This is a genomic window from Nitrosopumilus sp. (genome assembly GCF_025699125.1).
In the GTDB taxonomy this organism is placed as follows: Archaea; Thermoproteota; Nitrososphaeria; order Nitrososphaerales; family Nitrosopumilaceae; genus Nitrosopumilus.
The window spans coordinates 138,403-164,666 of sequence record NZ_JAILWC010000004.1 but is presented as its reverse complement, the minus strand read 5'-3'; the positions used below and the strand labels follow the sequence as shown (position 1 = coordinate 164,666).

Here is a 26,264-nt window from a genome sequence, read left to right as displayed (position 1 = left end):
GGCTATTGAATTTAGATTAAAATAGGCTATTTGGTATTTTTATCTAAAGCAATTTTTGCTTTTGATATGGCCATATTATATTCGTCTATTGCTTTCTTTGTTGCAAGTTTGTAATTATTTTCAGCTTTGTTTTCATCCAATTCATTTTTAGCAGAATCTAATGCTTTTTTATAATTTGATTTTATCGCAGCCAAATTCTTATCTAGAAAATTTTTTGCATCTTTTATTGTCTTGGTATATACTAGTTTTGCTTGAGATGTTCCTGATTTGGTTTCTGGTGATGTGGGTGTTGATTTAACTGGGCTGTTTTTAGTAATTGATTGTTTGTATTGTTCATTAGCTAAAGTAAGTTTTTGATACAATGTTTCTTTAGCAATTTGAATTGCTTTATTATAAGAAATCTTGGCTTGCCTTAATTTTTCAGGATTATCTTTTGCAGCAATTTTCGCATCTGCGTATTGGGATTTTGCCACCGCAACAGAGTTTGAAAATTCTGATTCTGCCTTTAATTGTGCCTGTTGTTTCGTAATCTGTGCCTTTGTTGGTTCTTGTGCTGTATCACCAAAAGATACATTATTTCCAAATAACACTGATGATAAAAGAATTAAAGATGCAATAATTGCAAGATGCGATGTGATGGTTTTTTTATTTATCATAAACTGTAAAATGTCAAGTTTACTAATTAACTAGAATTTTTTTGAATATAATTCACGTTACAATAACTAGTTGATCAGATGTGCAATGCAAATCAATTCTAAATATAAATAAAAAAATCCATACGAAAATGTTTATTCTGTTAGTATAATTTTGTATACTGTGGATCATTTGAGAAAGATTTCTGAAAGACAACTTATGCCAACATTTCAAGATAATTGGAATAAATCTCCAACTGTTGGGTTAAATCAACATATTCTTAACGCAGTTAAAAAAGAACCCCCACTCAAACCCCGTATACAACAATCAGTAGGAAAACTAAATCAAACAATTTCAAAAATGGATTATATGTTTAAAAAATTACAAGAAAAGGACAAAAAGATTTTCAAGAGAATTGTTGAATCTCAACAGAGACATGATAAGTACACAAGTAAAGTTTTAGCAAACGAATTAATTGAAATTAGAAAAAATGAACATGTATTAACAAATATCAAACTAGCACTTGAGCAAATTCAGATCAGACTATCGACTATGAATGAACTTGGTGATGCTATGGTTTCAATTGGACCTGCAATTGCAGTTCTACGTTCAATGGGGCCAGCATTAAGTAAATTCATGCCACAAGCAGGTGCAGAATTTGAAGCAATGTCTGGCTTATTGGGAGAAATAACTGGTGATTCATTTGGAGGAGACTTTGAATTGAGTAATACTTCAAATGAAGAAACAGATGCCATTTTAAAAGAAGCTGCAGTAATTGCAGTAAATAGGATTGGAGAAAAATTCCCATCCTCTCCAGCAACAACTTATTCTCAGATGGAATCAAAGTTAAATCAACTCTAATCCCAAATTCAAAATAAAGTTAGAATGTATAATACCCTGTTTTCATTTCTCTAACATCTTTTTCTTTAGATGACTTCCGGAATGTTCATCGTTAGGATATGCTTTTAAAACACGATCTCCAAACATGCACTCTAAATTAGATAAAAATTCCTCGCTCATTACATCTAAAACCAATCATTAATCCAATCGAAAATTTTTCCAAAAGCCAAACATAGGATAAATTGCAAACTTGGAAATAACCGCATGTATTTTTTTGATTATTCTGACTCTCAAAGTCAACTAGAATAATTAATGACCAAATAGATGAAGCATTTTGTTACTATCTTGAATCAACTTGGATAAAAATGAGCCAAAATCCTGTTGTTTCTTTTTAGGATCATTGAGCATTTTTTTCATCAATTGCACTTCATACTGTATTCCAGATTTAAATCCAATTTGGAATATTTTTGGTAATTTAGACAAGTTAGGCAAAACAGCAATTTCGTCATTATTTCCAGCGTTCATAGTTTTTTTAGTTGAATTTTTAATTACAATTTGTAACAGTTTTTCATAATTTTCATAAAGATTGGATTCAAATTTTGTCATTGAGTATTTTTTAGACATTTTAGTAATTCGTTTAATACTTAATAATGCCTGATTAGATTCAACGTCATCAAAATGCTGAGATGTCAGTTCAACATCATATGCTTCTTTGAATGCTGAAACAATATAAGAAATAGCATCTTTTCTACACGATGATATCGTTTTTCCAAAAGGACAGTTTTGACAATTTGTTGTATAATATCTAAATCCATTGGTGCCAAAATTTGATAATACTAATTTATTTTGATTTCTTAATTTAGTCATTGTCCTAGAAACAACAGCTTCATCAAGTTCTAAAATTCGTGATATTTCTTGATTTGAATAAGAACCCTCATCTAACAATTCCAGAATGTCTTTCTCAATTTCACCAGGAGATCTTCTGGATTTTTCTTCAATTGCATCAGCGATATAGTGATCTGTTATCTTATGTTCAGTTTCAAATTTGATTTTGTTGTTGTCATTCGTAATCATCAAACCCGAATTTGATTCAATTTTAATAATTTTTTGAAGAATTTTATCAATATTAGTTAATTTGAAATTTTTTAACAATAATTTTAGTTCGTTGATATTAATTTCGTCTTTATCGTGAGAAAGTAAATATAACAATCCCCATCTGACTTTTCTCTCATCACTAGATTCAATTTTTCTAAGAATGTTACAAACATCTATAATTTTATCCCATTTTATATTTTGTAAAACATCGCCATCTTCTTCAAGTAATCGAAGTTTTGATAAGATCTTTACTAATCCATCAAAATCTTCTGAGAGTGATTTTGGAAGAGTTTTGCCTTTCTGCCTATCTGATTTTTTAAATTGTTCAAGAATATCTTCTTTTAAAATAATTTGCTGAGTGCGAATTTCATCAGAATCATATTTGAAGTATTCAAAAAAGGATAAAAATACTGAATTAATTGAATCTGGTTTTAGCAGTTTTAAAGCATAGATTACAGAGGATGAAAGTGCCATCGAGGACAGACGTGCAATGTAACTCTTAGATAAAAACTTGTAGATTAATGGATGATAAAAAAGATTGATTAGATCCTAGTTTTCATCAGAACCCGTTTTACAATCATCAAAATTACTTTTATCTGGCGCTTTTATTCGCTTAAGCCGTAAAGAACCCTTTTCATGGTAGTGGATACCGAATGCGGAAACTAGCAATGAAGGTACTTTTTGCAAATCAATTGATTTCCTGTACTTTTTTTATCAACTAGTTATGAATAATCCAAGCCAATTCAAAAAAAATACAGGTTTTATCAAACCAATCTAATTAGTTGTGGAGTGAGTATCTTGGATAAAAAGAAAAAATAATGAAAAAACAATCAAGTATTTTTTATTTTAACTCCATTTTCTGAATTTTTATTTATTATAAAACAGCAAGATTCTAAGTATTTTTTAATCCAGGCATTTTATTGATGCAGGATTTACTTTTCTTGATTTATTGCTATGTATGACAACTTAAGCCTTATTCATCAATATTTTTTTGTGAATCGTTTCATGCTGCAAGACTTTGTAGACAGTGTCTGAAAATCCGTCTCATTTGAAATTACGCTCTCTGCAATTGCATTTCATTATTTTTCTATGTTCTCTGATTTTTTTTCAACCTCTTTGGATGCATTAATGTCCTGTGCGGTTTTGACTTGTTTCAATTTCAGTCTTGCAAATAGGTTCTTTAACATGATTAACTAATTCAAATTCTATTTATTAACTATGAACCAGTTGACTAAACCCCGCTAGAAGACAACTTGCGCATGTCTGTATTCTTAGTTTTTCAATTATTAATTTAAGTAAAAAATATCTTAAAATGACAAATAATCCTTTTTTACATAATCATTATGGAATTAATTTTCAATTTTTTGCTTATAGGAGCGGGATTAACTATGTTATACTTTGGAGCAGAATGGTTAGTGAAAGGATCAATAGCCCTATCAAACAAACTTGGAGTTAGTCAATTAGTCATCGGTCTAACCGTCGTTGCTTTTGGAACTTCAACACCAGAACTTGCAGTAAGTATTTCATCTGCAATGCAAGGATTGTCTGATATTGCTTTGGGAAATGTAGTGGGAAGCAATATTGTCAATGTTGGGGCAATTCTAGGAATGTCTGCCATAATCAGTCCAATTGTTGTATCCAAATCTGCAATAAGAAAAGAAATCCCAATAATGATAGGCATTTCATTCCTTTTACTTGGAATTATTATGGATGGCAAAATCGATTTTGTTGATGGCGCGTTATTTGTAATTGGGATTATTGTTTTTACAGGATACAGTTATCGTAGCTCAAAAAAAGACACAGATACACAAGTGATACCTGCATCACAAATATTACAAAAAAATGTTTTTTCCAAATCTATAATTTTCATAATAGTTGGGTTATTGCTCCTAACTGGAGGATCGTTTCTTACAGTAGATAATGCTGTAATCATTGGTGCAAGTTTTGGAATATCAGAGTTATTCATGGGGTTGACAGTTGTTGCGATTGGAACTTCACTTCCAGAGCTAATAACGTCAGTGGTTGCTGCAAGAAAAGGCCATGCCGATCTTAGTGTTGGAAATATAATTGGCAGTAATATATTCAACATTTTAGCAATATTGGGTATTTCATCATTGATTTCAGGCATCACAGTTAGTGAACAAGTATTAGTGGATGTTGGAATAATGTTGGCGTTTAGTCTTGTATTGATTCCAATTATGCGTAGTGGGTTTGTCATATCCAGAAGAGAAGGAGTAATTCTGGTAACAGGATATGTTGTTTATGTGATATTTTTGTTCATCCGGCAATAACTGATTTAGATGTACTAGAGTTGAAGTAGAAGCACTTTTCAATGACCGATCAAAATTTCATACAATATGAATTATTACATGATTTTCTTAATGTTGATGGGCCTTGTAGTATTCCCTTATTTTATTTCAAATAGTTTTGCATCTTGTATTGAAAACGAAGATTGGTCTGACGCGCCATGCATGGATAGTTTTCCAATAAACAGAGCGGAATTTCAAAATGATTGGGCTCCATACTATGATTACAAAGGTTTTGAATTCATGGAATCAAAATATGTTGAAATGAAACAGGCAATAAGTGATGGAACTTTTAATGATTGGAAAAGTAATCGTGAAAACTCTAATGTGTATTATTATTATCTTTCTGTAGGTAAAGTTCAAAATCAGTATGATCATTTTGTATTTGATGATGAAATTGGAAAATATGCTACTTTTCCATCTTATTTTGTTATTACAATTGCCAGTATCTTTGCAATTGTGGGATTTGCAATTGGTTTTGTTATTTGGAGAAAAAGAAAATGAAAAATAAAATTCTCATAATCTCAATAGTAATTACAATATCCTTTCTAGGAATATCCTTTGCAATAATAGGTCTTCATGAACCTCGTGAACCTATGACAAGAACGGAATTTCTTGATGCTGAACTTATGAAGAACAGATTCCTTGATTGGATTAATGAAAACAGGGCTGAAAAAAACCTTCGTGCCATAAACATGGACCATGAACTGAGTGATATTGCTTACCGAGAGGTTGTAAGAATTGCAAATGCCGACCCTGAAGAGTTTGAAAAAATTACAAATGAAGATGTAGATGAAGTTGTAAAATCATATGGGTACATTTGTGTTGGTAATGACGACAAACCTGCAAATGTAAACGGTATGGCGTTTGGTTCTCTTCATACAAGATATCCTGATGATATGGAACCTTTTATTGACTATTACATGAATTTCTCAATATCTGATCCAAACAACTATGAAACAATCTTTCATCCTGATGCCTCTAAAATCGGAATCGGTATTGCGATGTCTACAGAGAAATTCTATGTGTTGCAATATGTATGTGGGGTAGAAGATGAAAATAATTCTCTTTGATGATCATATGCGAATCAATCTTAACATTTTAGAAATGCTTGGCTCTGCCAAGACATCATTTTACATTCCATATGAGAACATTGTGTCTGCATTCTCTGAACCTCCACATCAGATTGCAGGCTTCAAGCTTGCAGGAACGAATTTTCCAAAACTAATTGAGCTTGGCACGTTTCTTTGCGGCACACAAAAACAGTTCTGTTATATTAAAAGAAGAAAAAATAACTTTCTTGTATTGGTTCTAAAATCCAATTTTTACTCTAAGATAATCTTGGAGACTACAAACAGTGAAGAAATTGCAAAAAGAATCAATGAAAAGTTAGGAATACCAAAATGAAACCTAGGCTTTTGATAATCATTGGAATATTTGCACTTGTATTGATTCCAGTTGCAACTAAATCCTCTGCAGAAGAAATCAAAATAAAATTTGGCGAAACCGTTCACTATGAGGATTTAGATATGTATTTTTATGATGTAGAAGATTCGCGCTGTCCTTTGGATGTGACATGTCTTTGGGAAGGAAAAGTTTCAGCCATGATTCACACTAGCAACCAAACTCACAAAATTGGAGGAGGTTTTGAAATTGGTTATCCTCTCACATACATGACCCGTACACAATTACTCTAATTGATGTACAACCGCATCCCATCAGCACTGAAAAACCAGATTATGTTGCAATTCTTGACATATCGAAAATAGAGCCAGAGCCTGAACCTACACCACAAGTCAAAGCCCTGTGTGAGAGTCCTGAAGTAATATTGGTCGATGGTGTTTGCCAAAAAATAATCGCTGAAGGGCCAATAGAATTCTTTACTGCTGAACAACCCCCAGAATGGCTTTGGTTTGTAATTGGTGGTCTATTTATGCTCGGTATGATCTTGTTAATTTGGAAAAAGAGAAAATGAAAACTATCTTCTTGAGAATCTGGCTGAACATGAATTGCAGATATTCCAAGATGTCAAGGAACATACGTTTGACAGAGACGAGATGCCAGAGTATAACTTTTGGCACAGAGGGGTAATGAAGTTTCCAACAACAATAAAACAAGAACTGTCGAAGAATGATTCTTTGGAATAAAAAATACCGTTCAGGACAAAATAGGATCTTTTTTTGTTCATGTTTCTAAACAATTGCTTATATTTTCTAATTTGATATTCTATTTTATTCCAAGAGAAGTTATGTTCAAATCAAGAATTTTTTAAAATTATTTAAATAAATCAAACATTCCAAAATGGAATTTAATTCAGGTTAATTTTATTTACAAATCATCAATTTAGTTTATTAATCCTAACTTAAAGCACATATGAAATAATATTACATAATGGCAATAAAGAAAAAAGTCAAGAAAGCAACAACGAGAACTGCAAAAAAAGCAACAAGAACAGTCAAGAAAGCAACAAGACCTGCAAGAAAAACTGCAAAAACAACTAGTGCAAAACCTGCATGGAAACGTGCTGCCAAGAGAACTGTCAAAACATCAAAAAATAAACCAAAACCAAGAAGAACAGTTGCTGCCAAAAAAGGCAAAGCAATCACAAAAGCCGCATATGGCAGAGCAGCAAAACGAACCGTCACCCTAAGTGGCAAAGGTCCAAGAACATTATCAAAAAAACCTGCCAAAAAAGGCAAAGCAATCACAAAAGCCGCATATGGCAGAGCAGCAAAACGAACCGTTGGAAAAAGAAGGGCTTAGTATTATCTAGCACACTTTTTCATATTTTTCTATATGCATTTCAAAAATACTTCTATTTTCAACTTCTTTCTCCCATCATTTTAAAAATAGAAATGAAAAAAATCTAAATTATTTATTAATCATTATAAAATACTAATAATGAAATCTAGTAGGTTTCTTTTTGTAGCCATTAAGAAAATTTTTACTAGGTTTCATAAATTCAATTGGCATTTTAATGGTTCAAATTTTATAGAAAATTATTTTTCTAAATGACTACGTTTTACCATCTCAGAACATTCATCTGGAACAAAAGCAATCTACATGATATTTTCATATCTGCTAAGTCTTCTGATGTTCTCTACATTAACTAAAGTATGTGCTGATACTGGCGTAGATCCAACACTGAAAGATAGGACGAACAATACAGTTGCGGTAATCATTATGCCGCGTAGGTATTGGATCTTTTGAAAGAAAAAAGATCTTGTTTTGCCATATCAACACACATCTCATATTATGTTTCTAAATGATTTAAAATCCAAGACTGCATTGTGGTTAAATGCAGCTAAATAGATAAATCCGTACAAAATCAAGGCATTGTTACATGAGTAGTAAAAAGACATCCAGTATTTCATTTAGAATTGATGAAGAATATGATAAAGTATTGAGAACCATTGCCAAAGAAAATAAAATTAGTCTAAATACATTGGCAAACCAAATCTTCGGAAATTATGTGGAGTTTGAGATTTATGCCAAAAAATTTGGTACTTTGAGAATGAGTACTGACACACTTCGAAGAATTTTAAGTAATATTGATGAAAAAACTCTAATTGATATAGCCACTAGAGGCGGTGCTCAAGAAGCAAAAGAATTCATTTTGTTCAAATGGAAAAAGATCACTTTGGACTCTGTGACTGATTTTATTAAAATTTATTTTGATCTTTGTGGATATGGAAGATGCAGTCTAGAAAAAACAGCAAGCAATATCGTCTTTAGCGTACATCATGATCTTAAAAAAAAGGGCTCTTTGTTTTTGAAACAATTCCTAGAGTCATTGATTAAAACTACCTTGGACAAAGACTGTGATACTACTATAACTGATGATACCATAACAATTAGTTTTCAGTCCTAACATTCAAGTGCAATTGACTACAATGTAGTCTTCTATGTTATATCTGATATCCGTCAATATAGGTTGAGAAACATGGTTCAAATAAAACAACAAGAAGGAAGACTATCGCGACGTGTGCTTTTATCTGCAATGATTGCAGGAATTGCAGTTGCCGTAGTTTTCACTGTAACCCCGTGGAACTATATTCCTACTGAAGTTACTGAAAATGTAACTGTAATAGCAGTTATGGAGTATGGTTGTGTTGGAGAATCCCAATACGGAATGAGTGTTGTTGTGTCTGACTGCAGTGCACAAGTAGGTGACACGGTATCTGCCACATTTAATGTTCCTTCGGGGCTATTGAACGGATATTGGGAAGAACTTGAAAGAAGACAAAACCCTATGGTAGACATATGGGATAGAAATGTTGATGGTTCGGGTTTCTCCCAATGATTTTTTATTTTTAAAAAACTAACTTCTCTTAATTCATACTTCATATTTTGAGATTTTTTTGTTACTGGATTTTCATTTGCATACTTTAATCCTGCAAAATATTCCGAAGTTCCTCGTGCATCCTTCTAAATACAGTGGTGTCAAACTGATCTGACAAATCGCCCTCCCGGTTCCATTCAATCATCAATATGCAAATTATACCAAAATTTGAATTAATTTACTGTGATGATTCCCTGACTGACTAAAAACTCAATTCCTTTGACAAAGTCTCTCTCAGAAATTAAATCTTGAGACCACCACCCTGCATTGTTTTTTACCCATGTGGGGATCTCTTGAGATTCTGATGGGTTTGTTTCAGTTGCTGGGATGTTGAGAATTTTTTCTTTCATTAAAAATTGAATTGATTGAACAAATTCTTGATCTCCTACAATTCCATCAGACCACCATCCTGCATTGTTTTTTATCCAAGAAGGAACTCCATCTGTCTTTTGCTGTGTTGGTGGTTGACCTATCTTAAAATCTGCTGTAGATGTTAAAAATTCTGCAAAGTTTTTAGAGTTTTGCCCTGTTAGAATTAGTTTGATTTTATACTGTCCTTGAGTTGGGATTAAAATTGATTCCTGAGAAATTCCATGTGATGCCAAAATTCCAAGATATTTGTCCCCTGTTCCAATATTTGACCAAATCTCTTTTCCAGCAGAGTCTGTGATGCTATATGCAAACAATACTTCCTTTGCTGGCTTGTTTATTGCATCAAAAAAAGCAAATGTAAATGGAATTTTCTTACCCACAACTGAATTTGAATCCCATGACACATTAGCAGAAAATCCATTTTCAAAGATGAAATTAAGTTCACTGAATACCTTTTTGTCTCCTGACAAAATTTCCACTTTTAATGGATTGCTACTACCTGTTTTGTCTTCAATATACATTAGTTCGTCATGAGTGATGTTTGCTCTGATCATGTTTTGATCCGGAGATGAAATATCAAACTCTACAGAATCGTCTTCAAGTTTTATTCCTTGTACAAACACATTCAAATCATATCCTTGTTTGAAAGATGAGAAATCTTTTTGAAGTATTACTGCATGTTTGCTAATAAAATCATGCTGCATTGCATGTTCGTTATCCAAGTGTATTTCATATGATATTTTATCTGCTAGTTCATCATAACTAAAATTAGAAATTTTGCTGTTGTATGATTTTATTGATATTGGATATTCTTGAGCATTTGCTGTTTTGATAAGGAATATTTCCTTTTGCGGAATGCTTACAAAAGTCTCAAAAAGTAAGTCTTTTGTAGTCATTGTTTTTGGATTTGTTGCACCCACTATGGAGACTTTGATGTTGTATTGTCCGCTTTTATCAAAAACAGGACCTTGAATGACTGGAAGTGAATCTCCTCTTGCATAGTAAGCACCAGCTATCGCATGTTTTTCACCATAATACTTTGTACATTTCCAAAGTTCTTTTTCTTGACATCCTGTTTTTGGCTTTATTTCTAAATCCAATTTTCCATCTTCATCAAAAAAATACTCATTGGCAACTAAGTTATTTTCATGAAATATCTCAACGCGATATGTGACACTTTTGATATTTGCATTCGTTTCACTATCAAAAAACCTAATTGATAAATTGGCATTATTTGAATCGTCAGAAGTGAAATCCTCTGGAAAAAGGATTGTAGTTAATGCTACTTTTAACCCATCAAAATCAATAGGTGGAGCAAGAGAACCTGAATGATGCTGTGCATGAACTGGAGAAAACGAAACTACAAACAATATTGAAAAAACTATCAAAATTACCTTTGGAATCACAAGTTTAGGTGTTTTGAAGATCTTAAAATACGATTCTGGTTTATTCACCTAATTTCTCTAATATTTTAGAGAAATTCCATGGGCCGCATTGGGCATCCACTGTTTCACTCTCAAAGAGTCCTGTTTTGTTTAGATGGTTAATGATGTGTGCTGCAAATGGCAATGCGCCAGTGGCTCCTGGTGAATTGTAATTTAAAATATGAAATGATGTATCATCATCAACTAAGATTACATCTGGAACAAACTTTCCATCATCATCAATTACAGAGGATCTAATTCCGGCAGTCCCCTTTTCAGTAATTTTATCTGGATCAATCTTTGGCAAGAATCTTTTGACTCTGTTAATCATTGTTGATTTTGACATTGATGACTGTATCTCATTAATTGCAAGCTCCTGAAACTGTTTGTCAAAAATTGCTTTTCTTGCACCAGAACCTAACATCTCTAGCATTTTTGGGATAAATTCTTTGATGTTTTCTGATTTGTTGTATCCATATGGGCTAAAAACTGGAACTGCATTGGGGCCAATCTCACAACTGCCATCTACTCTGATTATCCAATGTGGATCTAAAAACGGATAGTCTGGAAATTCTGGAACAGAGTAAACACTTGTTTTAGTCAAGTTATGATATTCTTTTGGAGCTCTCCAATATTCTCCCCTGAAATGCACATCTGTGAATTTTTCTGCGACTCCTACGTCATGTGCAATGTTGATTGCCTCTCCGCCTGCAGCATTAATTAAAAATTTAGCACATATCTCGTGTTCACCATTTAATGTAATTGCCCACTTGTTGTTTGCTTTTTTTATTTTTGTGACCTTGGTGTCTAAAATGAAATTTGTTCCATTTGCCTTACTGTCTTTCATTACAGAATTTGTAAATACGGAATAGTCTACAGATCCATCCTTGTATACATATAGAGCAGATTCACATTTTATTTCAGGTTCTATCTTTTTTAATTCCACATTATCAATCAGTTTAATATCTTTGTCTTCTAGGCCGTTTTGTTTTCCCCACTTTAGATATTTTTCAAGAACTGCGGTGCCTTTTTTATCCAAAGCAACTTCAATTACTCCGTCTTTTTTGAAAGGCAAGTCTCGTAGTTTTGAATATTCTTCCCACATCTCATATCCATGAAATGCAACTTTTGCAAACAGTTTTTTCTTTTCAGGATTGTACAAGTATGGTGCGTGAACTTTTCCTGTGTTTCGTCCACTTGTGTGAAATGCAACGCTATGTGCTTGCTCAATGACTGCTATTTTTTTTGATTTGTTAAGCTGAGAGAGAAAATATGAAATGGATGTTCCAAGTATGCCTCCGCCAATAATTACTATGTCAAAATCATGAACCATATGTCTCACACTTGTTTTGTCTTAGTCAATATTAAATCCAGTCACTGAGAATTAAGATTAATATCCAATAGAATTTCAAATCAAGTGATGTTACCTGATAAATGCTCCGTAATGGAAGAAGGAAAACAATGTGTTAATCCTCCTGAATTTATCGTATCTATTGTTGCAGATGAAGATGAATATATGGTCGGAGTAACGTGCAACAAACACAAAGAGATAGTATCAGGTAAAATTGGAATACTACAAAATGAAGGAAAAATGCGTGAAGGTAAAATTCTCTTTTCACCCGTAAAAGCAGTTGGAACCGACTGTATTCATGGCGATTCATCTGATTTTGTTCAAATTGACATGAAATCTTCTAAAAATTGAAATAATTTTGATTTAAAGTATGTGTGATGCTTTTCGAATTGTTATCTGATATAGTTGCAAATGATGATGTTTTATTCATCGTAAAAAGTAACGCCGCAACATGTGAGGTTAGAAGCAACTCTCTTAACATTAAACAAAAAGAAAAGTGGATTACAATCGGTGATAATGACGATCCTGCACACATGCATATTAATTCTGAATTGATAAAATCTGCAAAATTTCTACAAGAAGAAAAACCTGAACGTACTAGTTTTAGCGTACAATTCTTTGATGAATATGGGGATCGTGTTTTGGCTGCATTTTTTACAAAAATGTATGATGGAACAAAAACAATAATCCCTTCACGAAAAAAACTCTATGAGGATTTAAACCAAAAATACTCTTCCAGCATTAATTTTTAAAAAAAACCTTGTCTGAAAAAGACAAGGAGAAAAAATACTATTCTAATTCTTTTTTCTTCTTTTCTTTTTCAGATTGTAATTTAGCTAATTCTAATTCTTCATTAGTATGTTTGAATTTTTTCAATCTGATTTTATACTGTGATTTCAATATAAAAACCGCACATTGTTTTAATTGATCACTCAAGCGTAAAATTCAGTATCCTACTGAGTAGATCGGCTTTTTTCCATTCATTCCTAGATTCAGATTTTTAACAGTAATCTCTGCCATCTTGGCTCGGGTTTCCTTTGTTGAGCTGCCAATGTGTGGTGCAAGAACAACATTTTCCAATCTTGTCAAAGGATTTTTTACTTCGATTGGTTCTTGCTCAAACACATCTAATCCTGCACCTGCAATGATTTTTTTCTTTAGTGCCGTTACAAGTTCTTTTTCATTTACAATTTTTCCCCGTGCAGTATTAATTAGAAATGCCGATTTTTTCATTTTACTAAATACTTTCATGTCAAATAACTGGTCTGTCTCTTTAGTGTGTGGAACATGTATTGATATGATGTCGCTTTGTGTGATTAGCTTTTCAAATGATACAAATTTTACGCCTAATGCATTTTCTTTCGATTTTGAGAGTGGTTTTCTGTTGTGATATGTGATGTTCATCTCAAAGGCTTTTGCTCTTTTTGCAAGTGTTTTACCAATTCTTCCCAAACCCAAAATACCAAGCGTTTTTCCCTGAAGATCAACTCCAACATAATCATGTGCGCCATAGATCACTTTCCATTTGCCATTTCTAATAATTCTGTCACCCTCAGAAACTCGTCTTAGAAGATCAAGCAACAATGAGAATGCTAAATCTGCAGTTGCGTCCGTTAGTACTTCAGGAGTATATCCTACGCGAATTTTTCTTTCTTTGGCATAATTGACATCAATGTGATCAAATCCTACACTATAGGTGCTGATTACTTTTAGATTCTTTGCTAATTCTATGGTTTCTTTATTTATTTTGTCATATGGAAAACAAATGATTCCATCTGCATCTTTAATTTTTGATCTAAGTTTTGTTTGAGAAATAGGAATTTTCCCCGAATGAACTTCAATCTGATACTTTTTTTTCAATTCATTTAATGCAAAATCATGTAAAGTTCTTGTGAGAAAGACTTTTTTCATCAGTCTTGAGATTCAACTCAAACCATTTATACGATTTCTTTCTAAATCTCGTATGTCTTCTAAATCTGAAGAAGAGGAAGAATTTGCCATTTGTGTAGAGTGTGGCAATTCTATTGATAAGTGTGGATGTGTTTGTCCTTTTTGTGGTGAACGAGATAAATGCGAGTGCGCATTATTTGATGCAGCTACTGGAGGTTGATCATATTGACAATACAGAATATTATACTTAAAAATAGAGGCAATTTACTGTGAGCACATCCGATTTTACTTGGCTAATTGGTGGTCCACAGGGAAGTGGTGTAGAATCCGGTGCAAATATTTTCTCAAAGGTTTGTGCAGAGATGGGGTATCATGTATTTGGAAAACGTGAATTTTATTCTAATATTAAAGGTGAACATAGCTACTTTACAGTAAGGATCTGTGATAAGAAAATCAACTCAAATGTTAATGATGTATCACTAATGGTATCTTTTGATGCTGAAACAATTTTTCGTCACTATGATGAAGTAATTTCTGGTGGTGGGATAATTTATGATTCTGATTTGTTTGAAACAAAAACAAGTGATGTTCACACTCTTGATGCCCCATTCAAAGAAAGATTACATAAAGAATTAGAGTCAAAAAATAAACCCTTTACAATTGCCGGAGTTTTAGAGATTGCAAAAGAAAAAGGTGTCTTACTATATCCAGTTTCTTTCAAATCTATTCTTGCAACTCTTGCTGAAGAAACTGAGAATCCTCGTCTTAAAGGATTAGTTAGAATGTTTAATGTAATTGGCGTCGCATTATCATTGGGATTGGTAAAAATGCCTCCTGATTCACTGAAAAAAACAATCGGGGATATTTTTGCAAAGAAAAAAGAGATTGCAAAAATTAATCAAGAAACTGCGATTTATTCATATAATTATGCAGCAGCAAAGTTTGAATCTTTCAATTATGAGTTGAGCGGTACTGAAAAAGAACCTCACACAATTCTAGTTCAAGGATTCCAAGGAACTGCATTGGGAAAGATGGTGTGTGGTTGTAGAATGCAGCCTTACTATCCAATCACTCCTGCATCAGATGAATCCGTATTTCTTGAATCAAATGAAATAGTAGAAGTTATTGGTGGTAGACCTGGCTCTACTGCAGTAATTCAATGCGAAGATGAAATTTGTTCTATAGGAATGACAATTGGTTCAGCATTGACTGGAACACGTGCTTCAACATGTACGTCTGGTCCCGGATTTTCATTGATGACTGAGATGTTGGGGTGGGCAGGAATGAATGAGGTTCCAATTGTAATTACAAATTATCAGAGAAGTGGACCATCAACTGGGCTTCCAACAAGGCATGGTCAAGATGATTTGTTATTTTCTATATATGCAGGACATGGAGATTTTCCAAAAATAGTTTATGCATCTGGTGATATTGAAGAGAGTTTCTATGACACTGGAAACTGTTTTAATTATGCTGATATTTTTCAAGTTCCGGTAATTCACATGATGGATAAATTCCATGCGAGTTCTGTGATTACCTGTAAGAGATTTGATCCTTCTAAAGTCACAATAAACCGTGGTAAACTCTTAGAAAAAGTAGAGGATGGGTATAGAAGATTTGAATTTACAGAAGATGGGATATCGCCACGTTCTAGATTGGGAATGGATAATGGAATATTTTGGAATACTGGTGATGAATCTGATGAATGGGGTCATATCACTGAAGACCCAATTTTACGTGTAAAAATGATGGATAAGAGAATGTTCAAACTAGATCTGATTCTAAAAGATATTCCGCAATCGCAACAAGCAGTATCATTTGGTGTTGAAGATTACACAATAATTTCTTGGGGTTCTACAAAGGGTCCAATTTTGGATGCAATTGACATGCTAAAAAAAGAAGGAATCTCAATTGGATATGTCCAGTTAAAACTACTTCATCCATTTCCAGCTGATTATGTAACTTCGTTGCTAAAAGATGCCAAGACAATTATCGATATTGAAGCAAATCACTCAGGCCAACTAGGAAAACTATTCAAGCAAAATGTGAGCCGTGATGTTGATTACTTTATCTTAAAATACACTGGAAGAGCCATGACTTGTACTGAAGTTTATGATTCACTTAAGAAAATTGTTGAAAATAAAGCTGACAAACGGGAGGTTTTAATGCATGGCGCTTAAACTTGCAGACTATAAAACAGATGTACACAATGATTGGTGTCCTGGATGTGGAGACTTTGGAATTGTAAATGCAATTCAAATGGCTTTAGCTGAGATGGGCATTCAAAGAGATAAAGCAACAATGTTTTCTGGAGTTGGTTGCTCCGGAAAGACATCTCACTACATCAATACTTATGGAATTCATACATTGCATGGACGTGTTTTGACGTTTGCACAAGGTGCAAAGATTGCAAATCCTGAGATGACTGTTGTTGCAGTTGGTGGTGATGGTGATGGATTGGGAATTGGCGCAGGGCATTTTGTTGCAGCAGGAAGAAGAAATGTGGACATGACTTACATAATTTTTGATAATGGTGTTTATGGTTTAACAAAAGGTCAAGCATCTCCTACACTCAAACTAGGAGAGAAGACAAAATCATTGCCCTCTCCAAATACAAATTTCAACGTTAATCCAATCGGATTGGCTGTTGCAAGTGGATTTACTTTTGTTGCTAGAGGGTATTCATATGATGTTAGACATCTCAAAGACTTGATTATTCAGGCAGTAAAACACAAAGGATTATCTTTTTTGGATGTATTGCAGCCATGTCCAACTTACAATGATATCAATACTCGGGATTGGTATGCAGGAGCTGATTTAGTTGATGAGGCGCAAAAGAGACATTCGAGAATTTACAAACTAGAAGAGCAAGGATATGATCCAGCAGTCCATTATGATTCAGTAGCAGAAGCAAATGAAAAACTATCCCAATCCCTAATCAAATCTCTAGAATGGGACACCAAGATTCCAATTGGTGTTTTTTACAAAAATGAGACTATCTCTCCTTACACTCAAAGATTGCAAGACAAGATTCCAAACTATCTTGAAAATCCCCCTGCTAAACAAACCATATCTGAAAACGGCCAACCGATGACGGATATCTCTGCAATATTGGATTCACTAGAAGTATAATTTCTGCTACAAACCTAACAAGTTATAGGCAAGTTTCATTGTAGTGTATTCTGTCTTTGAATATTTACGAAGCTAACAAAATATTTCGAAAATCGATCATCAAGGGTTTCTTTGAGCCCCAATTGGTTAATCTAGACTTTAAAAAGTCTGCGATAAAACATCCCACAATTAATGATGACGGCCTTATGCAGTCTGATTTACTTCATGTCTTCTTTGATGTAGATACAGGGTGTGATTACCCCGATGGTGACGAGTGGTTTATTGTAGAGTTGCTATTTCCTCATGATGTGAAAATCCCTGATAATTTGAAAGGAGCTGATTACTTTACAACTATCTCAGTTGATGAAGGCAAAACATTTTGGCATCATCGTGAATTAATTCGTTTTAAGTATGGCAAATCCAAAAAGCTAGATGACGCTTTGGAATTTTTAGAATCAAAATACAAAGAACTCCATGAGTTATTAGAACCACTGCAAAAAGATCTCAAGTAATCTCTTTCCAAGAATTTCCGGTAAAAGAATATTTTTTGTTCTTCGATGATGCAGAATTTAGTCGCCATCTAATTGAGTCTGAATCAAACTTGTAACTTATCTCAGATATCTCTGATGGGAGTTTTTGAGGATCAAGATGATGTGGTAATAATTCTAAGACAAAATCAATCTTTTCAATTGCGTTATCAAACCATTGTTTGTCTTCGACATCAACACTAAAAACAATTTTAGGATTTCCAGAAAAATTAATTTTGACTTTTAGTGCGTTGCTAGTGCCTCTTCTTCTTTTCATCTCTTTGAAAACCGCTTTCACTTTTTCCCAGCGTTTAAAATCAAACCACTGGAAGAATTCCTCATTAAATGCAAGTGGAATTTCCATGTCCAAGGAACTTACAAAATCACTATCATCTTGCTCAATCTCATCTTGGATAACTGTAAAATGTGAATTCAGAAAACCATAGAGCACTTCAATCTCCCACGGTGAAATTCCATAATATCGAAGTGTTGTTTTTAATCCCTCAGTCATCACTATGAAATCTCAAAAATCGTAATTAAAGCTTCGAACCACGTAAATTGGTCGAAATTGACCTTAAAATTAAAATTACATGGAAAAGTTACCCTTCTCATGAAGAAAGAATTTGTAGTAAAAAGTATTGATTCAGCACCAGATGGAGCACCATATGTTGTAGTATCACTATCGTCCATTAAAGATCTTAAAGAATCTGCCCAAAATCAACAATCACCTTTTGGCACACCAAAAGTCATGGGATTCACAAACATGAACGATATGATGAAAGATCTAAATAAGATGATGTCCGGAATGGGTGGTGGAATGGGCATGCAAGGTGTTACTCAACTAAAACTTGAGATGCATGAATACAAAGATCTGGGTCTCTCAGTTGGGGATAAGGTATTTTTGGAATTAAGTAAAGAAGAATCCTTGGGCATTTAGATTTACAAGATAGTGTTGAAATATTTCCAACCATAAAATGCTGCAATTGTTCCAATTACAAATAACATTGGTTTCCATGCAAATACTGGAATGCTTGGAGTTGCAAGTTTTACTTTATAGTTATCAACAATTACATGAACGTTTTTCTTAATTTTATCATGCCACAAACTGTAATCTATATAATATTTTTTTAGAATCTCTTCTACTTCGTAAACTACTGGTGTTCTCTGCGAGAACAAGTGCTGAAGATAATCTCTAGATACTTCAACTTCGGCATGAATTCCGATTAATCCTTTTTTTAGATCAACCATTCTAATGTGCATCTCCCATGGCTTCTTTAGTTTTAAATTCAAGCCGTTCCCAATTTGTCCTGGTTGTTTATGCTCAAGTTTTACTTTGGTAAATCCTTCTGCGGTAAAAATTTTCATTAGTTCTTCAAAACTTTTCTTTACGACAACATGAAGTTGTTCTACTCCCTGTTTGTTATCCACATGAATTTTGTGTTTTAGTCCATCCAAAAATGAAACTGTCTTTGGGTATGTGGTGAGATACTCCATTAATTTTTTCACTAAAATACCTCTATTTAAAGCAGAACCAAAAAATACCTAATATTATGGATGATTTGATAGTCCTCTGACATAGACGCACTGATCTGGGGATATTGCCATTTCTGAAGGATTGATCTTTCTATCAGTTAGTTTAGCTTCTGAGTTTCTAACAATTGCAAATGGTTTTGATTCCCCACCTTCACCCATTTTGTAATTTGCAATAGTTGCAATGTTGTCAACTACTGCTTGAAATGTGACCTTTAATGGATTGCCATCAAGATCTTTTTTTGCTCTCATGTCTAAAACTGGCTCTATTCCTGCACATGCTACTGCAACTCCCGACGTTCCAATTCTTGCAGGCATTAGTCTGCTATCTACAAGAATTATTCCCACATGAACTGACATCTTTAAGAAAATTTTTCTTCGAATTTGCTCTGAAATTAGATATGGATTTTGAGGATACAGAATTGCATTGCCTTTTTTTGCATTAGATTTATCGATGCCAGCATTTGGTGCCATTATGTTGTCTGATGATGTAATTACAAATCCTCCAATTCCTCCGAAAATTTTGTCTGATTCTCTAATGATAATTTCTGCAATCTCTGGCTTTAATTGATATTTTTTTGAAATCTTCAAACCTTCTTGGGATGCTTTGATTTTTGAAAGATCAACTATTCTTCCTTGTGAGTTTGAAATGTATTTTGTTGAAATGACTAAAACATCGCCTTCTTGCAATTCTGTATTGTTTTTTTCCAAAGTTTCAAGCAATGCATCAAAAACATCAAATCTTTCTTCCTTTCTTTCCGATAAAAGTGGTAAAACGGTTAATTGCATAATTTCTCAATATGGTGTTTCTTTTTTATTGTTATGAACCCTTTCTTTGATGTCTTGATGAAATATTGGTTAAAAAGAATTAGTTATTTACAGACAAATAATATTGTCTTTTGTGAAAAATAATTCAAATACTGGCATTTCTCCTTCTGAGTGGCTATCAATTAACCGATTTCTGTATGAAGTTAAACAGATTGATACTTCGTGCATATCTGTGTATTATCCATATGGCAAGGGACAAGAAACTGTGTCTTTGCTAGAAGAAACAAAGCGAAATGAATTCTTTGAAAAAATTGAATCAAAAATTGAACAAAAAATTGAAGATCTCAGAGACAACCCAATTTCTGTAGGCAAGTTTGCAAAAACATTGTGTATTTTTGGATGGATAAAAAACAACAAAGTAAACATCAAAGTGATTGGAATATCAAAAAAACTCCCCTATGTATACATGGCAAGCAAAAAGCCATTCATCAAGCCATTCAAAGATATTTTGAAAACCAATTATGATGTTTTGTTAGTAACACTAGATCAAAAATCTGCACGAATACAAAAATTCCATGGAAGTAAAATCGTATTAGAATCAAAACTTCGAATTGACTTACAAGGAAGACACAGAAAAGGGGGGCAGAGTCAGGGAAGGTTCCTGAGGGCAAGACAAACAAAAATTCATGTTTTCTTTAAGAAAATTGCAAAGAGAATCCGTGAGGTGGATTTGAATTCAGATTTGATTTTGTTGGGCGGGAATGGTCATGCAAAAACCGAATTTTATGATGAACTTGATTCAGAGTTGGCAAAAAAATGTGTGTTTGTAGAAAACTTGTCTTTTTCAACATCAATTAGTGATATTGAAAAGAAAATAATTCATCATCTTTATCAGCACCGAAGAAAATACGTAGCAGAAATTATTAAAAAATATGAAAGTCTAGTCAAAAAAGGACTTACAGCGAAAAGAAATGATGTTATTTTCAAAGCTTTGGAAACTGGAGCAGTTGATACTCTGATTGTCTCTGCAAACTATTACAGTGATTCCCAATTTAAAAAAATAATGAAAATGTTGGAGCTTGCAAAAAACACCTCATGCAAAATAGAGTTCGCATCTTCTCCAAAAATTATCCAAAAACTAGAACTTGATAATTCAGTTATAGCCATTCTTAGATACAAAATAAAGTAATTTCAAAAATACCGATAAATCTCATATGTGATGATTTGATAGTGATCCTTTTAGATCATTAAATTAAAAAATTTCCATGGCTGACTGTGTGCAAACTTGGAGAAGACAATTACGAATACAAGAATTGGCAAATATCGCAAGAGAAAAACTGGAGTCAGGCACCGAAATCACTCAAGTCTATGAAATTTTAGATGAAATAATGGTATCAAAATGGAGATCAATCCCTACGACTAGAAAACAATATCTGGATTCTGTAAAGAAAGTTTTAGAAAATCAGAATATGCAATTTTTCTAAACCAATTGCAATAATATTTAGAAAACGTTCTTGGGTTTTAGTAATCTAGTTATTTCTTTTAGGAAGATGTGAAATAACTGTTTTTACAAACTCTGTAAAGCTTTTAATCTGTAGAGCAAGCTTTTTGGATTATGAATATTGCTGAGAAGATTCTTGCACGCGCTTCTGGAAAATCATCAGTTGCCCCTGATGATGTGGTTTTTGCCAATGTCGACAAGGTAATGGTCCATGATGTGTCTGGACCAGGCGTAATCAAGGTATTTGATAAACTAAAGAAGCAAGGAATCTCAGTTGACAAATTATGGGATCCTACCAAGGTTTGGGTAGCCGAAGATCATTTTGTGCCATCGGCTGAAAAAGTATCGGCTGAAAATATTGTGAAACTATCAAATTTTACTAAACAGTATGGAATTGAAAAACACTTCAAGTATGGAATGGGGCAGTATGGAATTTGTCATACCATTTCTCATGAGGAGGCAATGGTGATGCCTGGAGATGTGTATGTGGGAGGGGATTCTCATACAAATACTACTGGCGCATTAGGTGCATTTGCATGTGGATTGGGGCACACAGATGTTGCATATGTTTTGTTGAACGGAAAGATTTGGTTTAAGGTTCCAGAAACTATGTATTTTAAGCTAAATGGAACACTGCCAGATCATGTTATGGCCAAAGACTTGATTCTAAAAATTATCGGGGATATTGGAACTGATGGTGGTGCATACAGAACAATGCAGTTTGGTGGAAGCGGAATTGATGCAATGTCAGTTGAGAGTAGATTGACAATGTGTAATATGACTACAGAGGCTGGTGCAAAAAACGGAATTGTGGAACCAGACCAAAAAGTAGTTGATTATCTTTCAAGCCGAGGTGCCACGAATTTTAATTTAATTAAAGGAGACGATGACGCAGAGTATTCCCAAATTTTTGAGTATGAAGCATCAGAGATGGAGCCAACTATTGCAAAACCATTTTCTCCTGAAAATGTTTCAATTGTACGGGAATCCCCAAATGTTGAATTGGACAAATCATACATTGGCTCTTGTACTGGAGCAAAATATGAAGACTTGGAGGCAGCTGCAAGAATTCTCAAAGGAAGAACAGTGAAGATTAGAACTGAAATTTTACCTGCAGCAATCTCAATTTACAAACGTGCAATGGAGAATGGATTATTGAAAATATTTCTTGATGCTGGAGCGACAGTAGGTCCACCTACATGTGGTGCTTGCTGTGGTGCACATATGGGAGTATTGGCAAAAGATGAAATCTGCATCAGTACTACAAACAGAAATTTTCCTGGAAGAATGGGGCATGTTGAATCTCAGACATATCTTGCTTCTCCACTAGTTGCAGCTGCTTCTGCAGTTACTGGCAAAATTACTGATCCGAGGGATTTGGAATGAAAGGAAATATCATAAAATATGCTCAAGATAACATCGATACTGATGTAATTATTCCGGGCCAGTATCTCAAGGTACACGATTATGCGGAACTTGCAACTCATGCAATGGAGGGACTTGATCCTGACTTTCATTCAAAAGTAAAGGAAGGCGATTTTATTTTATCCGGAAAAAATTTTGGATGTGGCTCAAGTAGAGAACATGCACCAATTGCATTGTCTCATTCAGGAATAAAGGCAGTACTTGCATTATCTTTTGCAAGAATTTTTTACAGAAATGCAGTAGATGGTGCATTTTTGTTGCCAATTGAAATTGAACAAGATGCATATGATGGAATTGCAGAAGGCGACGAAGTTGAGATTAATCTATCTGCAAATGAAATTAAAAATATCACAAAAAACCAGACCTACAAAATGAAACCATTCTCAGAAATTATAGGGAAAATTATTGCTGCAGGTGGTCTCTTCAAGTACAAGCCAGACCAGGATTAAAATGGGAAAAACTCTTTTTGAAAAAATCTGGGAATCTCATGTTATAGTTGAAAAGCCAAACAGTCCTTCTCTAATTTACATTGACAGACACTTAGTACACGAAGTAACATCACCTCAGGCTTTTGATGGATTGAGAATGAATAACAGAAAGGTTCGCCGACCTGATCTTACTATAGCTACCATGGATCATAATGTTCCAACAAATGATAGATCTCTGCCAATATTGGATCAAACATCTGCTGTTCAAATTCAAACACTAGAAAAAAATTGTAAAGATTTTGGAATTACACTATTTGATATTAACAGCCCAAACCAGGGAATAGTACATGTGATTGGGCCTCAATTGGGAATTACTTTACCTGGTTCTACAATTGTCTGTGGCGACAGTCATACCTCAACTCATGGAGCGTTTGGTGCACTGGCATTGGGAATTGGAACTAGTGATGTTGAACATGTGTTGGCAACACAAACTATGTGGTTAGAAAAACCAAAACCCTTTGAAATCAGAGTGGAGGGAAAAAGAAAGAACCCTCATGCAGTAACTGCTAAAGATATCGTGCTTTCTATTATCAAAAATATTGGAACTGGAGGCGGAACAGGCACAGTAATTGAGTACAGGGGAGAAGGAATAGAGGATCTATCGATGGAGCAGAGGATGACCATATGTAATATGTCCATTGAGGCAGGCGCACGAGCAGGTTTGATTGCACCTGATGAGAAAACCTTTGATTATCTGAGGGGCAGAAAATACACTCCGAAAAATTACGAATCTCTAGTTGACACATGGAAAGTGTATCTAAAGACTGATGCTGATGCAAAATTTGAAAAACAATTCACTTTACACATTGATGATATAGCACCTCAAGTTAGTTGGGGAACAAATCCTGGAATGACTTGTGATATAACTGAATCAATTCCATCTCCAGATGATTATTCAAAAGGTGATCCTAATCAAAAGAAGAGTGCACAAAAAGCACTTGATTACATGGATCTTAAACCTGGAACTCCAATTGAAGAAATAAAAATTGATAGAGTGTTCATTGGCTCATGCACCAATGCAAGATTAGAAGATCTTATTGAAGCATCAAGAGTTGTAAGGGGACAAAAAATTTCGCCACACGTTAGAGCAATGGTGGTTCCAGGTTCTCAAATGGTAAAAAAACAAGCAGAGGAAATGGGTCTTGATAAAATCTTCATTGACGCCAACTTTGAATGGAGAGAAGCCGGATGCAGTATGTGTCTAGGAATGAATCCTGATATTCTATCTCCTGGTGAGAGATGCGCAAGTACCTCAAACAGAAATTTTGAAGGAAGACAAGGAACTGGTGGAAGAACTCACTTAGTTAGTCCAGTGATGGCGGCTGCTGCTGCAATAAATGGGCATTTCGTTGATGTTAGGAAATTGGATTTGAATTAGAATGGAACCATTTCAAAATATATCTAGCATTGTCACACCACTTGATAAAATAAATGTCGATACTGATCAAATTGTTCCAAAGCAATTCCTTAAGCTGGTTCAAAAGTCTGGATTTGGAAAGTTCTTGTTTTTTAATTGGAGATATGACGAAAATGGAAACAAAAAATCTGATTTTGTCTTAAATGAATTAAAGTATGACGGATCTAAAATCTTAGTTACCGGTGATAATTTTGGATGCGGTTCTAGTCGTGAACATGCCGTTTGGGCTCTAAAAGACTATGGTTTTTCAGTAATAATCGCACCATCCTTTGCTGATATCTTCTTTAGCAACTGCTTCAAAAATGGAATCCTGCCAATTTCCCTTGATGAAAAAACAGTTGATTCACTTCAAAATGAAAAAGACCCCATCAGTGTAGACTTGAAAAACCAAACCATCAAAACTTCCTCTCAAGAAATTCATTTTGATATTGACTCTCATTTGAAAAAGATTCTCTTAGAAGGATTAGATGATATTGCACAGACTTTTCAGTACGAAGATAAAATTACCGAGTTTGAAAAGAATTCTAAAATCCCATCTGTTTTATAATCTTCTTTACTGTTTTCCCATTTCGCTCTAAAACCATTGGAGATTCTGCATCAATCCATTCAACATCTCCAATGTCATACGCACTAATCTTTCCTTCCTTTGATAGTTGCTGCAAAATATCATATGACAAATTGATCTCCTTTTGTTTTGCTTTGGCCTTTATTCTTTTGATGACATCAATTCCTAACATGTAGATTCCCAAGCATTCAGAGAGCTGCAATTTCATAACTGGTTTTTCTTTGAATTCTTGAATTATTCCATCTTTGACTACTGCGAATCCTGTTTCTTCTTTTCTTTTTGATCTTGTTGCAATACATGCAGTACTTTTTTTATCTACGAACTGCTCTTTCATCTTTTTTAGATCTATTGCGCACAAGTTATCTACAAACCATAATACAAATTCTGATTCGCCTTTGAGTTTGTTCTCGATGTGAAGTAAATCTCCACCGGTACCACTCTGAGAATCTTGAACAAAGGTAATGCCCTCTTGATTTTCATAGTAATTTTTGATTTGTCCGCCTAATCCTATGAAATCAGAAATTATGATTATTTCTTTTATGAAATTAAATGATTTTAGATATTTTACCACATAGTCAATTAGTGGCTTTCCATTAATTGGCGACATTGCCTTTGGAAAATATTCTGTGTATGGTTTGCCTCTAGTACCTTTGCCGCCAGCTAAAATTATGGCCTTCAC

At 33.9% G+C, this 26,264-nt stretch carries 32 protein-coding genes; 23 read left to right on the top strand and 9 right to left on the bottom strand.

Going from position 1 to position 26,264, the window contains the following annotated elements:
• Positions 1-26: 26 nt before the first annotated feature.
• Positions 27-656: a hypothetical protein gene (locus tag K5783_RS10505; protein WP_297474243.1), complete on the bottom strand. Its 630-nt coding sequence runs from the start codon at positions 654-656 to the stop codon at positions 27-29.
• 169 nt (positions 657-825) lie between these two features.
• Here K5783_RS10505 and K5783_RS10500 point away from each other — a divergent pair, with 169 nt between their 5' ends.
• Complete coding sequence (locus tag K5783_RS10500) at positions 826-1,494, top strand: Snf7 family protein (protein ID WP_297474242.1); 669 nt, start codon at positions 826-828, stop codon at positions 1,492-1,494.
• A 288-nt stretch (positions 1,495-1,782) separates the two neighbouring features.
• On the opposite strand, the gene K5783_RS10495 is transcribed toward K5783_RS10500, so the two are convergent.
• On the bottom strand, positions 1,783-3,042 hold the full coding sequence (locus K5783_RS10495; protein WP_297474241.1) for a hypothetical protein: 1,260 nt from the start codon (positions 3,040-3,042) through the stop codon (positions 1,783-1,785).
• An 869-nt stretch (positions 3,043-3,911) separates the two neighbouring features.
• Here K5783_RS10495 and K5783_RS10490 point away from each other — a divergent pair.
• The 9 genes from K5783_RS10490 (at position 3,912) to K5783_RS10450 (ending at position 9,177) form a co-directional block, all read left to right on the top strand.
• Complete coding sequence (locus tag K5783_RS10490; RefSeq protein ID WP_297474239.1) at positions 3,912-4,859, top strand: calcium/sodium antiporter; 948 nt, start codon at positions 3,912-3,914, stop codon at positions 4,857-4,859.
• A 96-nt stretch (positions 4,860-4,955) separates the two neighbouring features.
• Complete coding sequence (locus tag K5783_RS10485) at positions 4,956-5,378, top strand: hypothetical protein (protein WP_297474238.1); 423 nt, start codon at positions 4,956-4,958, stop codon at positions 5,376-5,378.
• Positions 5,375-5,947, top strand: coding sequence for a CAP domain-containing protein (locus tag K5783_RS10480; RefSeq protein ID WP_297474237.1), 573 nt, complete (start codon positions 5,375-5,377; stop codon positions 5,945-5,947). The genes K5783_RS10485 and K5783_RS10480 overlap by 4 nt, the downstream gene beginning before the upstream one ends.
• Complete coding sequence (locus K5783_RS10475) at positions 5,928-6,281, top strand: hypothetical protein (RefSeq protein ID WP_297474236.1); 354 nt, start codon at positions 5,928-5,930, stop codon at positions 6,279-6,281. Before K5783_RS10480 ends, K5783_RS10475 begins: the two co-directional genes overlap by 20 nt.
• The gene (locus K5783_RS10470; protein WP_297474235.1) at positions 6,278-6,571 is read left to right on the top strand and encodes a hypothetical protein; all 294 of its coding nucleotides are present in this window, start codon (positions 6,278-6,280) and stop codon (positions 6,569-6,571) included. Before K5783_RS10475 ends, K5783_RS10470 begins: the two co-directional genes overlap by 4 nt.
• A 131-nt stretch (positions 6,572-6,702) precedes the next feature.
• Positions 6,703-6,849 (top strand): hypothetical protein, encoded by a 147-nt coding sequence (locus K5783_RS10465; protein WP_297474234.1) that lies wholly within the window; start codon positions 6,703-6,705, stop codon positions 6,847-6,849.
• A gap of 416 nt (positions 6,850-7,265) precedes the next feature.
• The gene (locus K5783_RS10460; RefSeq protein WP_297474233.1) at positions 7,266-7,637 is read left to right on the top strand and encodes a hypothetical protein; all 372 of its coding nucleotides are present in this window, start codon (positions 7,266-7,268) and stop codon (positions 7,635-7,637) included.
• 580 nt (positions 7,638-8,217) lie between these two features.
• On the top strand, positions 8,218-8,745 hold the full coding sequence (locus tag K5783_RS10455; protein ID WP_297474232.1) for a hypothetical protein: 528 nt from the start codon (positions 8,218-8,220) through the stop codon (positions 8,743-8,745).
• Positions 8,746-8,817: 72 nt separating this feature from the next.
• On the top strand, positions 8,818-9,177 hold the full coding sequence (locus tag K5783_RS10450) for a hypothetical protein (protein WP_297474230.1): 360 nt from the start codon (positions 8,818-8,820) through the stop codon (positions 9,175-9,177).
• A 212-nt stretch (positions 9,178-9,389) separates the two neighbouring features.
• On the opposite strand, the gene K5783_RS10445 is transcribed toward K5783_RS10450, so the two are convergent.
• Together K5783_RS10445 and K5783_RS10440 are read right to left on the bottom strand one after the other, a co-directional pair.
• The gene (locus tag K5783_RS10445; protein ID WP_297474229.1) at positions 9,390-11,042 is read right to left on the bottom strand and encodes a peptidase; all 1,653 of its coding nucleotides are present in this window, start codon (positions 11,040-11,042) and stop codon (positions 9,390-9,392) included.
• Positions 11,035-12,345, bottom strand: coding sequence for an FAD-dependent oxidoreductase (locus K5783_RS10440; protein ID WP_297474228.1), 1,311 nt, complete (start codon positions 12,343-12,345; stop codon positions 11,035-11,037). The genes K5783_RS10445 and K5783_RS10440 overlap by 8 nt, the downstream gene beginning before the upstream one ends.
• 87 nt (positions 12,346-12,432) lie before the next feature.
• Between K5783_RS10440 and K5783_RS10435 the strand changes: the two genes are divergently transcribed.
• Both K5783_RS10435 and K5783_RS10430 read left to right on the top strand, forming a co-directional pair.
• Positions 12,433-12,714: a hypothetical protein gene (locus K5783_RS10435; protein ID WP_297474226.1), complete on the top strand. Its 282-nt coding sequence runs from the start codon at positions 12,433-12,435 to the stop codon at positions 12,712-12,714.
• A 26-nt stretch (positions 12,715-12,740) separates the two neighbouring features.
• Entirely contained in the window at positions 12,741-13,115 is a 375-nt protein-coding gene (locus K5783_RS10430; protein ID WP_297474225.1) for a ChuX/HutX family heme-like substrate-binding protein, read from the top strand.
• A 193-nt stretch (positions 13,116-13,308) separates the two neighbouring features.
• Here the strand turns inward: K5783_RS10430 and K5783_RS10425 are convergent, their stop codons facing one another.
• Entirely contained in the window at positions 13,309-14,277 is a 969-nt protein-coding gene (locus K5783_RS10425) for a D-glycerate dehydrogenase (protein WP_366939193.1), read from the bottom strand.
• Positions 14,278-14,326: 49 nt separating this feature from the next.
• On the opposite strand from K5783_RS10425, the gene K5783_RS10420 reads away from it, so the two are divergent.
• From K5783_RS10420 to K5783_RS10405, 4 genes are read left to right on the top strand one after another with little or no spacing between them, the layout of a single operon-like run.
• Positions 14,327-14,473, top strand: coding sequence for a hypothetical protein (locus K5783_RS10420; protein ID WP_200829037.1), 147 nt, complete (start codon positions 14,327-14,329; stop codon positions 14,471-14,473).
• Between the two features lie 49 nt (positions 14,474-14,522).
• Complete coding sequence (locus K5783_RS10415; RefSeq protein WP_297474223.1) at positions 14,523-16,433, top strand: 2-oxoacid:ferredoxin oxidoreductase subunit alpha; 1,911 nt, start codon at positions 14,523-14,525, stop codon at positions 16,431-16,433.
• A complete protein-coding gene (locus K5783_RS10410; RefSeq protein ID WP_297474222.1) occupies positions 16,423-17,385 on the top strand; it encodes a 2-oxoacid:ferredoxin oxidoreductase subunit beta in 963 nt (320 codons plus the stop codon). Before K5783_RS10415 ends, K5783_RS10410 begins: the two co-directional genes overlap by 11 nt.
• Before the next feature lie 50 nt (positions 17,386-17,435).
• Positions 17,436-17,876: a hypothetical protein gene (locus tag K5783_RS10405; RefSeq protein ID WP_297474297.1), complete on the top strand. Its 441-nt coding sequence runs from the start codon at positions 17,436-17,438 to the stop codon at positions 17,874-17,876.
• Here the strand turns inward: K5783_RS10405 and K5783_RS10400 are convergent.
• Entirely contained in the window at positions 17,869-18,402 is a 534-nt protein-coding gene (locus K5783_RS10400) for a hypothetical protein (RefSeq protein WP_297474220.1), read from the bottom strand. The two genes, K5783_RS10405 and K5783_RS10400, sit on opposite strands and share 8 nt — an antisense overlap.
• A gap of 99 nt (positions 18,403-18,501) precedes the next feature.
• Between K5783_RS10400 and K5783_RS10395 the strand changes: the two genes are divergently transcribed.
• Positions 18,502-18,828 (top strand): hypothetical protein, encoded by a 327-nt coding sequence (locus K5783_RS10395; protein WP_297474219.1) that lies wholly within the window; start codon positions 18,502-18,504, stop codon positions 18,826-18,828.
• Positions 18,829-18,830: 2 nt separating this feature from the next.
• On the opposite strand, the gene K5783_RS10390 is transcribed toward K5783_RS10395, so the two are convergent.
• Positions 18,831-19,385 (bottom strand): hypothetical protein, encoded by a 555-nt coding sequence (locus tag K5783_RS10390; RefSeq protein WP_366939192.1) that lies wholly within the window; start codon positions 19,383-19,385, stop codon positions 18,831-18,833.
• Between the two features lie 54 nt (positions 19,386-19,439).
• On the bottom strand, positions 19,440-20,210 hold the full coding sequence (locus tag K5783_RS10385) for a coenzyme F420-0:L-glutamate ligase (protein ID WP_297474217.1): 771 nt from the start codon (positions 20,208-20,210) through the stop codon (positions 19,440-19,442).
• Between the two features lie 112 nt (positions 20,211-20,322).
• Here K5783_RS10385 and K5783_RS10380 point away from each other — a divergent pair, with 112 nt between their 5' ends.
• From K5783_RS10380 to leuD (K5783_RS10355), 6 genes are all read left to right on the top strand, one after another.
• Positions 20,323-21,378, top strand: coding sequence for a Vms1/Ankzf1 family peptidyl-tRNA hydrolase (locus K5783_RS10380; RefSeq protein WP_297474215.1), 1,056 nt, complete (start codon positions 20,323-20,325; stop codon positions 21,376-21,378).
• Positions 21,379-21,454: 76 nt separating this feature from the next.
• Positions 21,455-21,673 (top strand): hypothetical protein, encoded by a 219-nt coding sequence (locus tag K5783_RS10375; protein WP_297474213.1) that lies wholly within the window; start codon positions 21,455-21,457, stop codon positions 21,671-21,673.
• Positions 21,674-21,804: 131 nt separating this feature from the next.
• A complete protein-coding gene (locus K5783_RS10370; protein ID WP_297474211.1) occupies positions 21,805-23,076 on the top strand; it encodes a 3-isopropylmalate dehydratase large subunit in 1,272 nt (423 codons plus the stop codon).
• A complete protein-coding gene (gene leuD, locus K5783_RS10365; protein ID WP_297474210.1) occupies positions 23,073-23,564 on the top strand; it encodes a 3-isopropylmalate dehydratase small subunit in 492 nt (163 codons plus the stop codon). The genes K5783_RS10370 and leuD (K5783_RS10365) overlap by 4 nt, the downstream gene beginning before the upstream one ends.
• Position 23,565: 1 nt before the next feature.
• On the top strand, positions 23,566-24,981 hold the full coding sequence (gene leuC / locus K5783_RS10360) for a 3-isopropylmalate dehydratase large subunit (RefSeq protein WP_297474207.1): 1,416 nt from the start codon (positions 23,566-23,568) through the stop codon (positions 24,979-24,981).
• A gap of 1 nt (position 24,982) precedes the next feature.
• Positions 24,983-25,567 carry a 3-isopropylmalate dehydratase small subunit gene (leuD, locus tag K5783_RS10355; RefSeq protein WP_297474205.1) on the top strand — a complete coding sequence of 195 codons (585 nt, stop codon included), beginning with the start codon at positions 24,983-24,985 and terminating at the stop codon, positions 25,565-25,567.
• On the opposite strand, the gene K5783_RS10350 is transcribed toward leuD (K5783_RS10355), so the two are convergent.
• A complete protein-coding gene (locus K5783_RS10350) occupies positions 25,545-26,264 on the bottom strand; it encodes a nucleotidyltransferase family protein (protein ID WP_297474204.1) in 720 nt (239 codons plus the stop codon). The two genes, leuD (K5783_RS10355) and K5783_RS10350, sit on opposite strands and share 23 nt — an antisense overlap.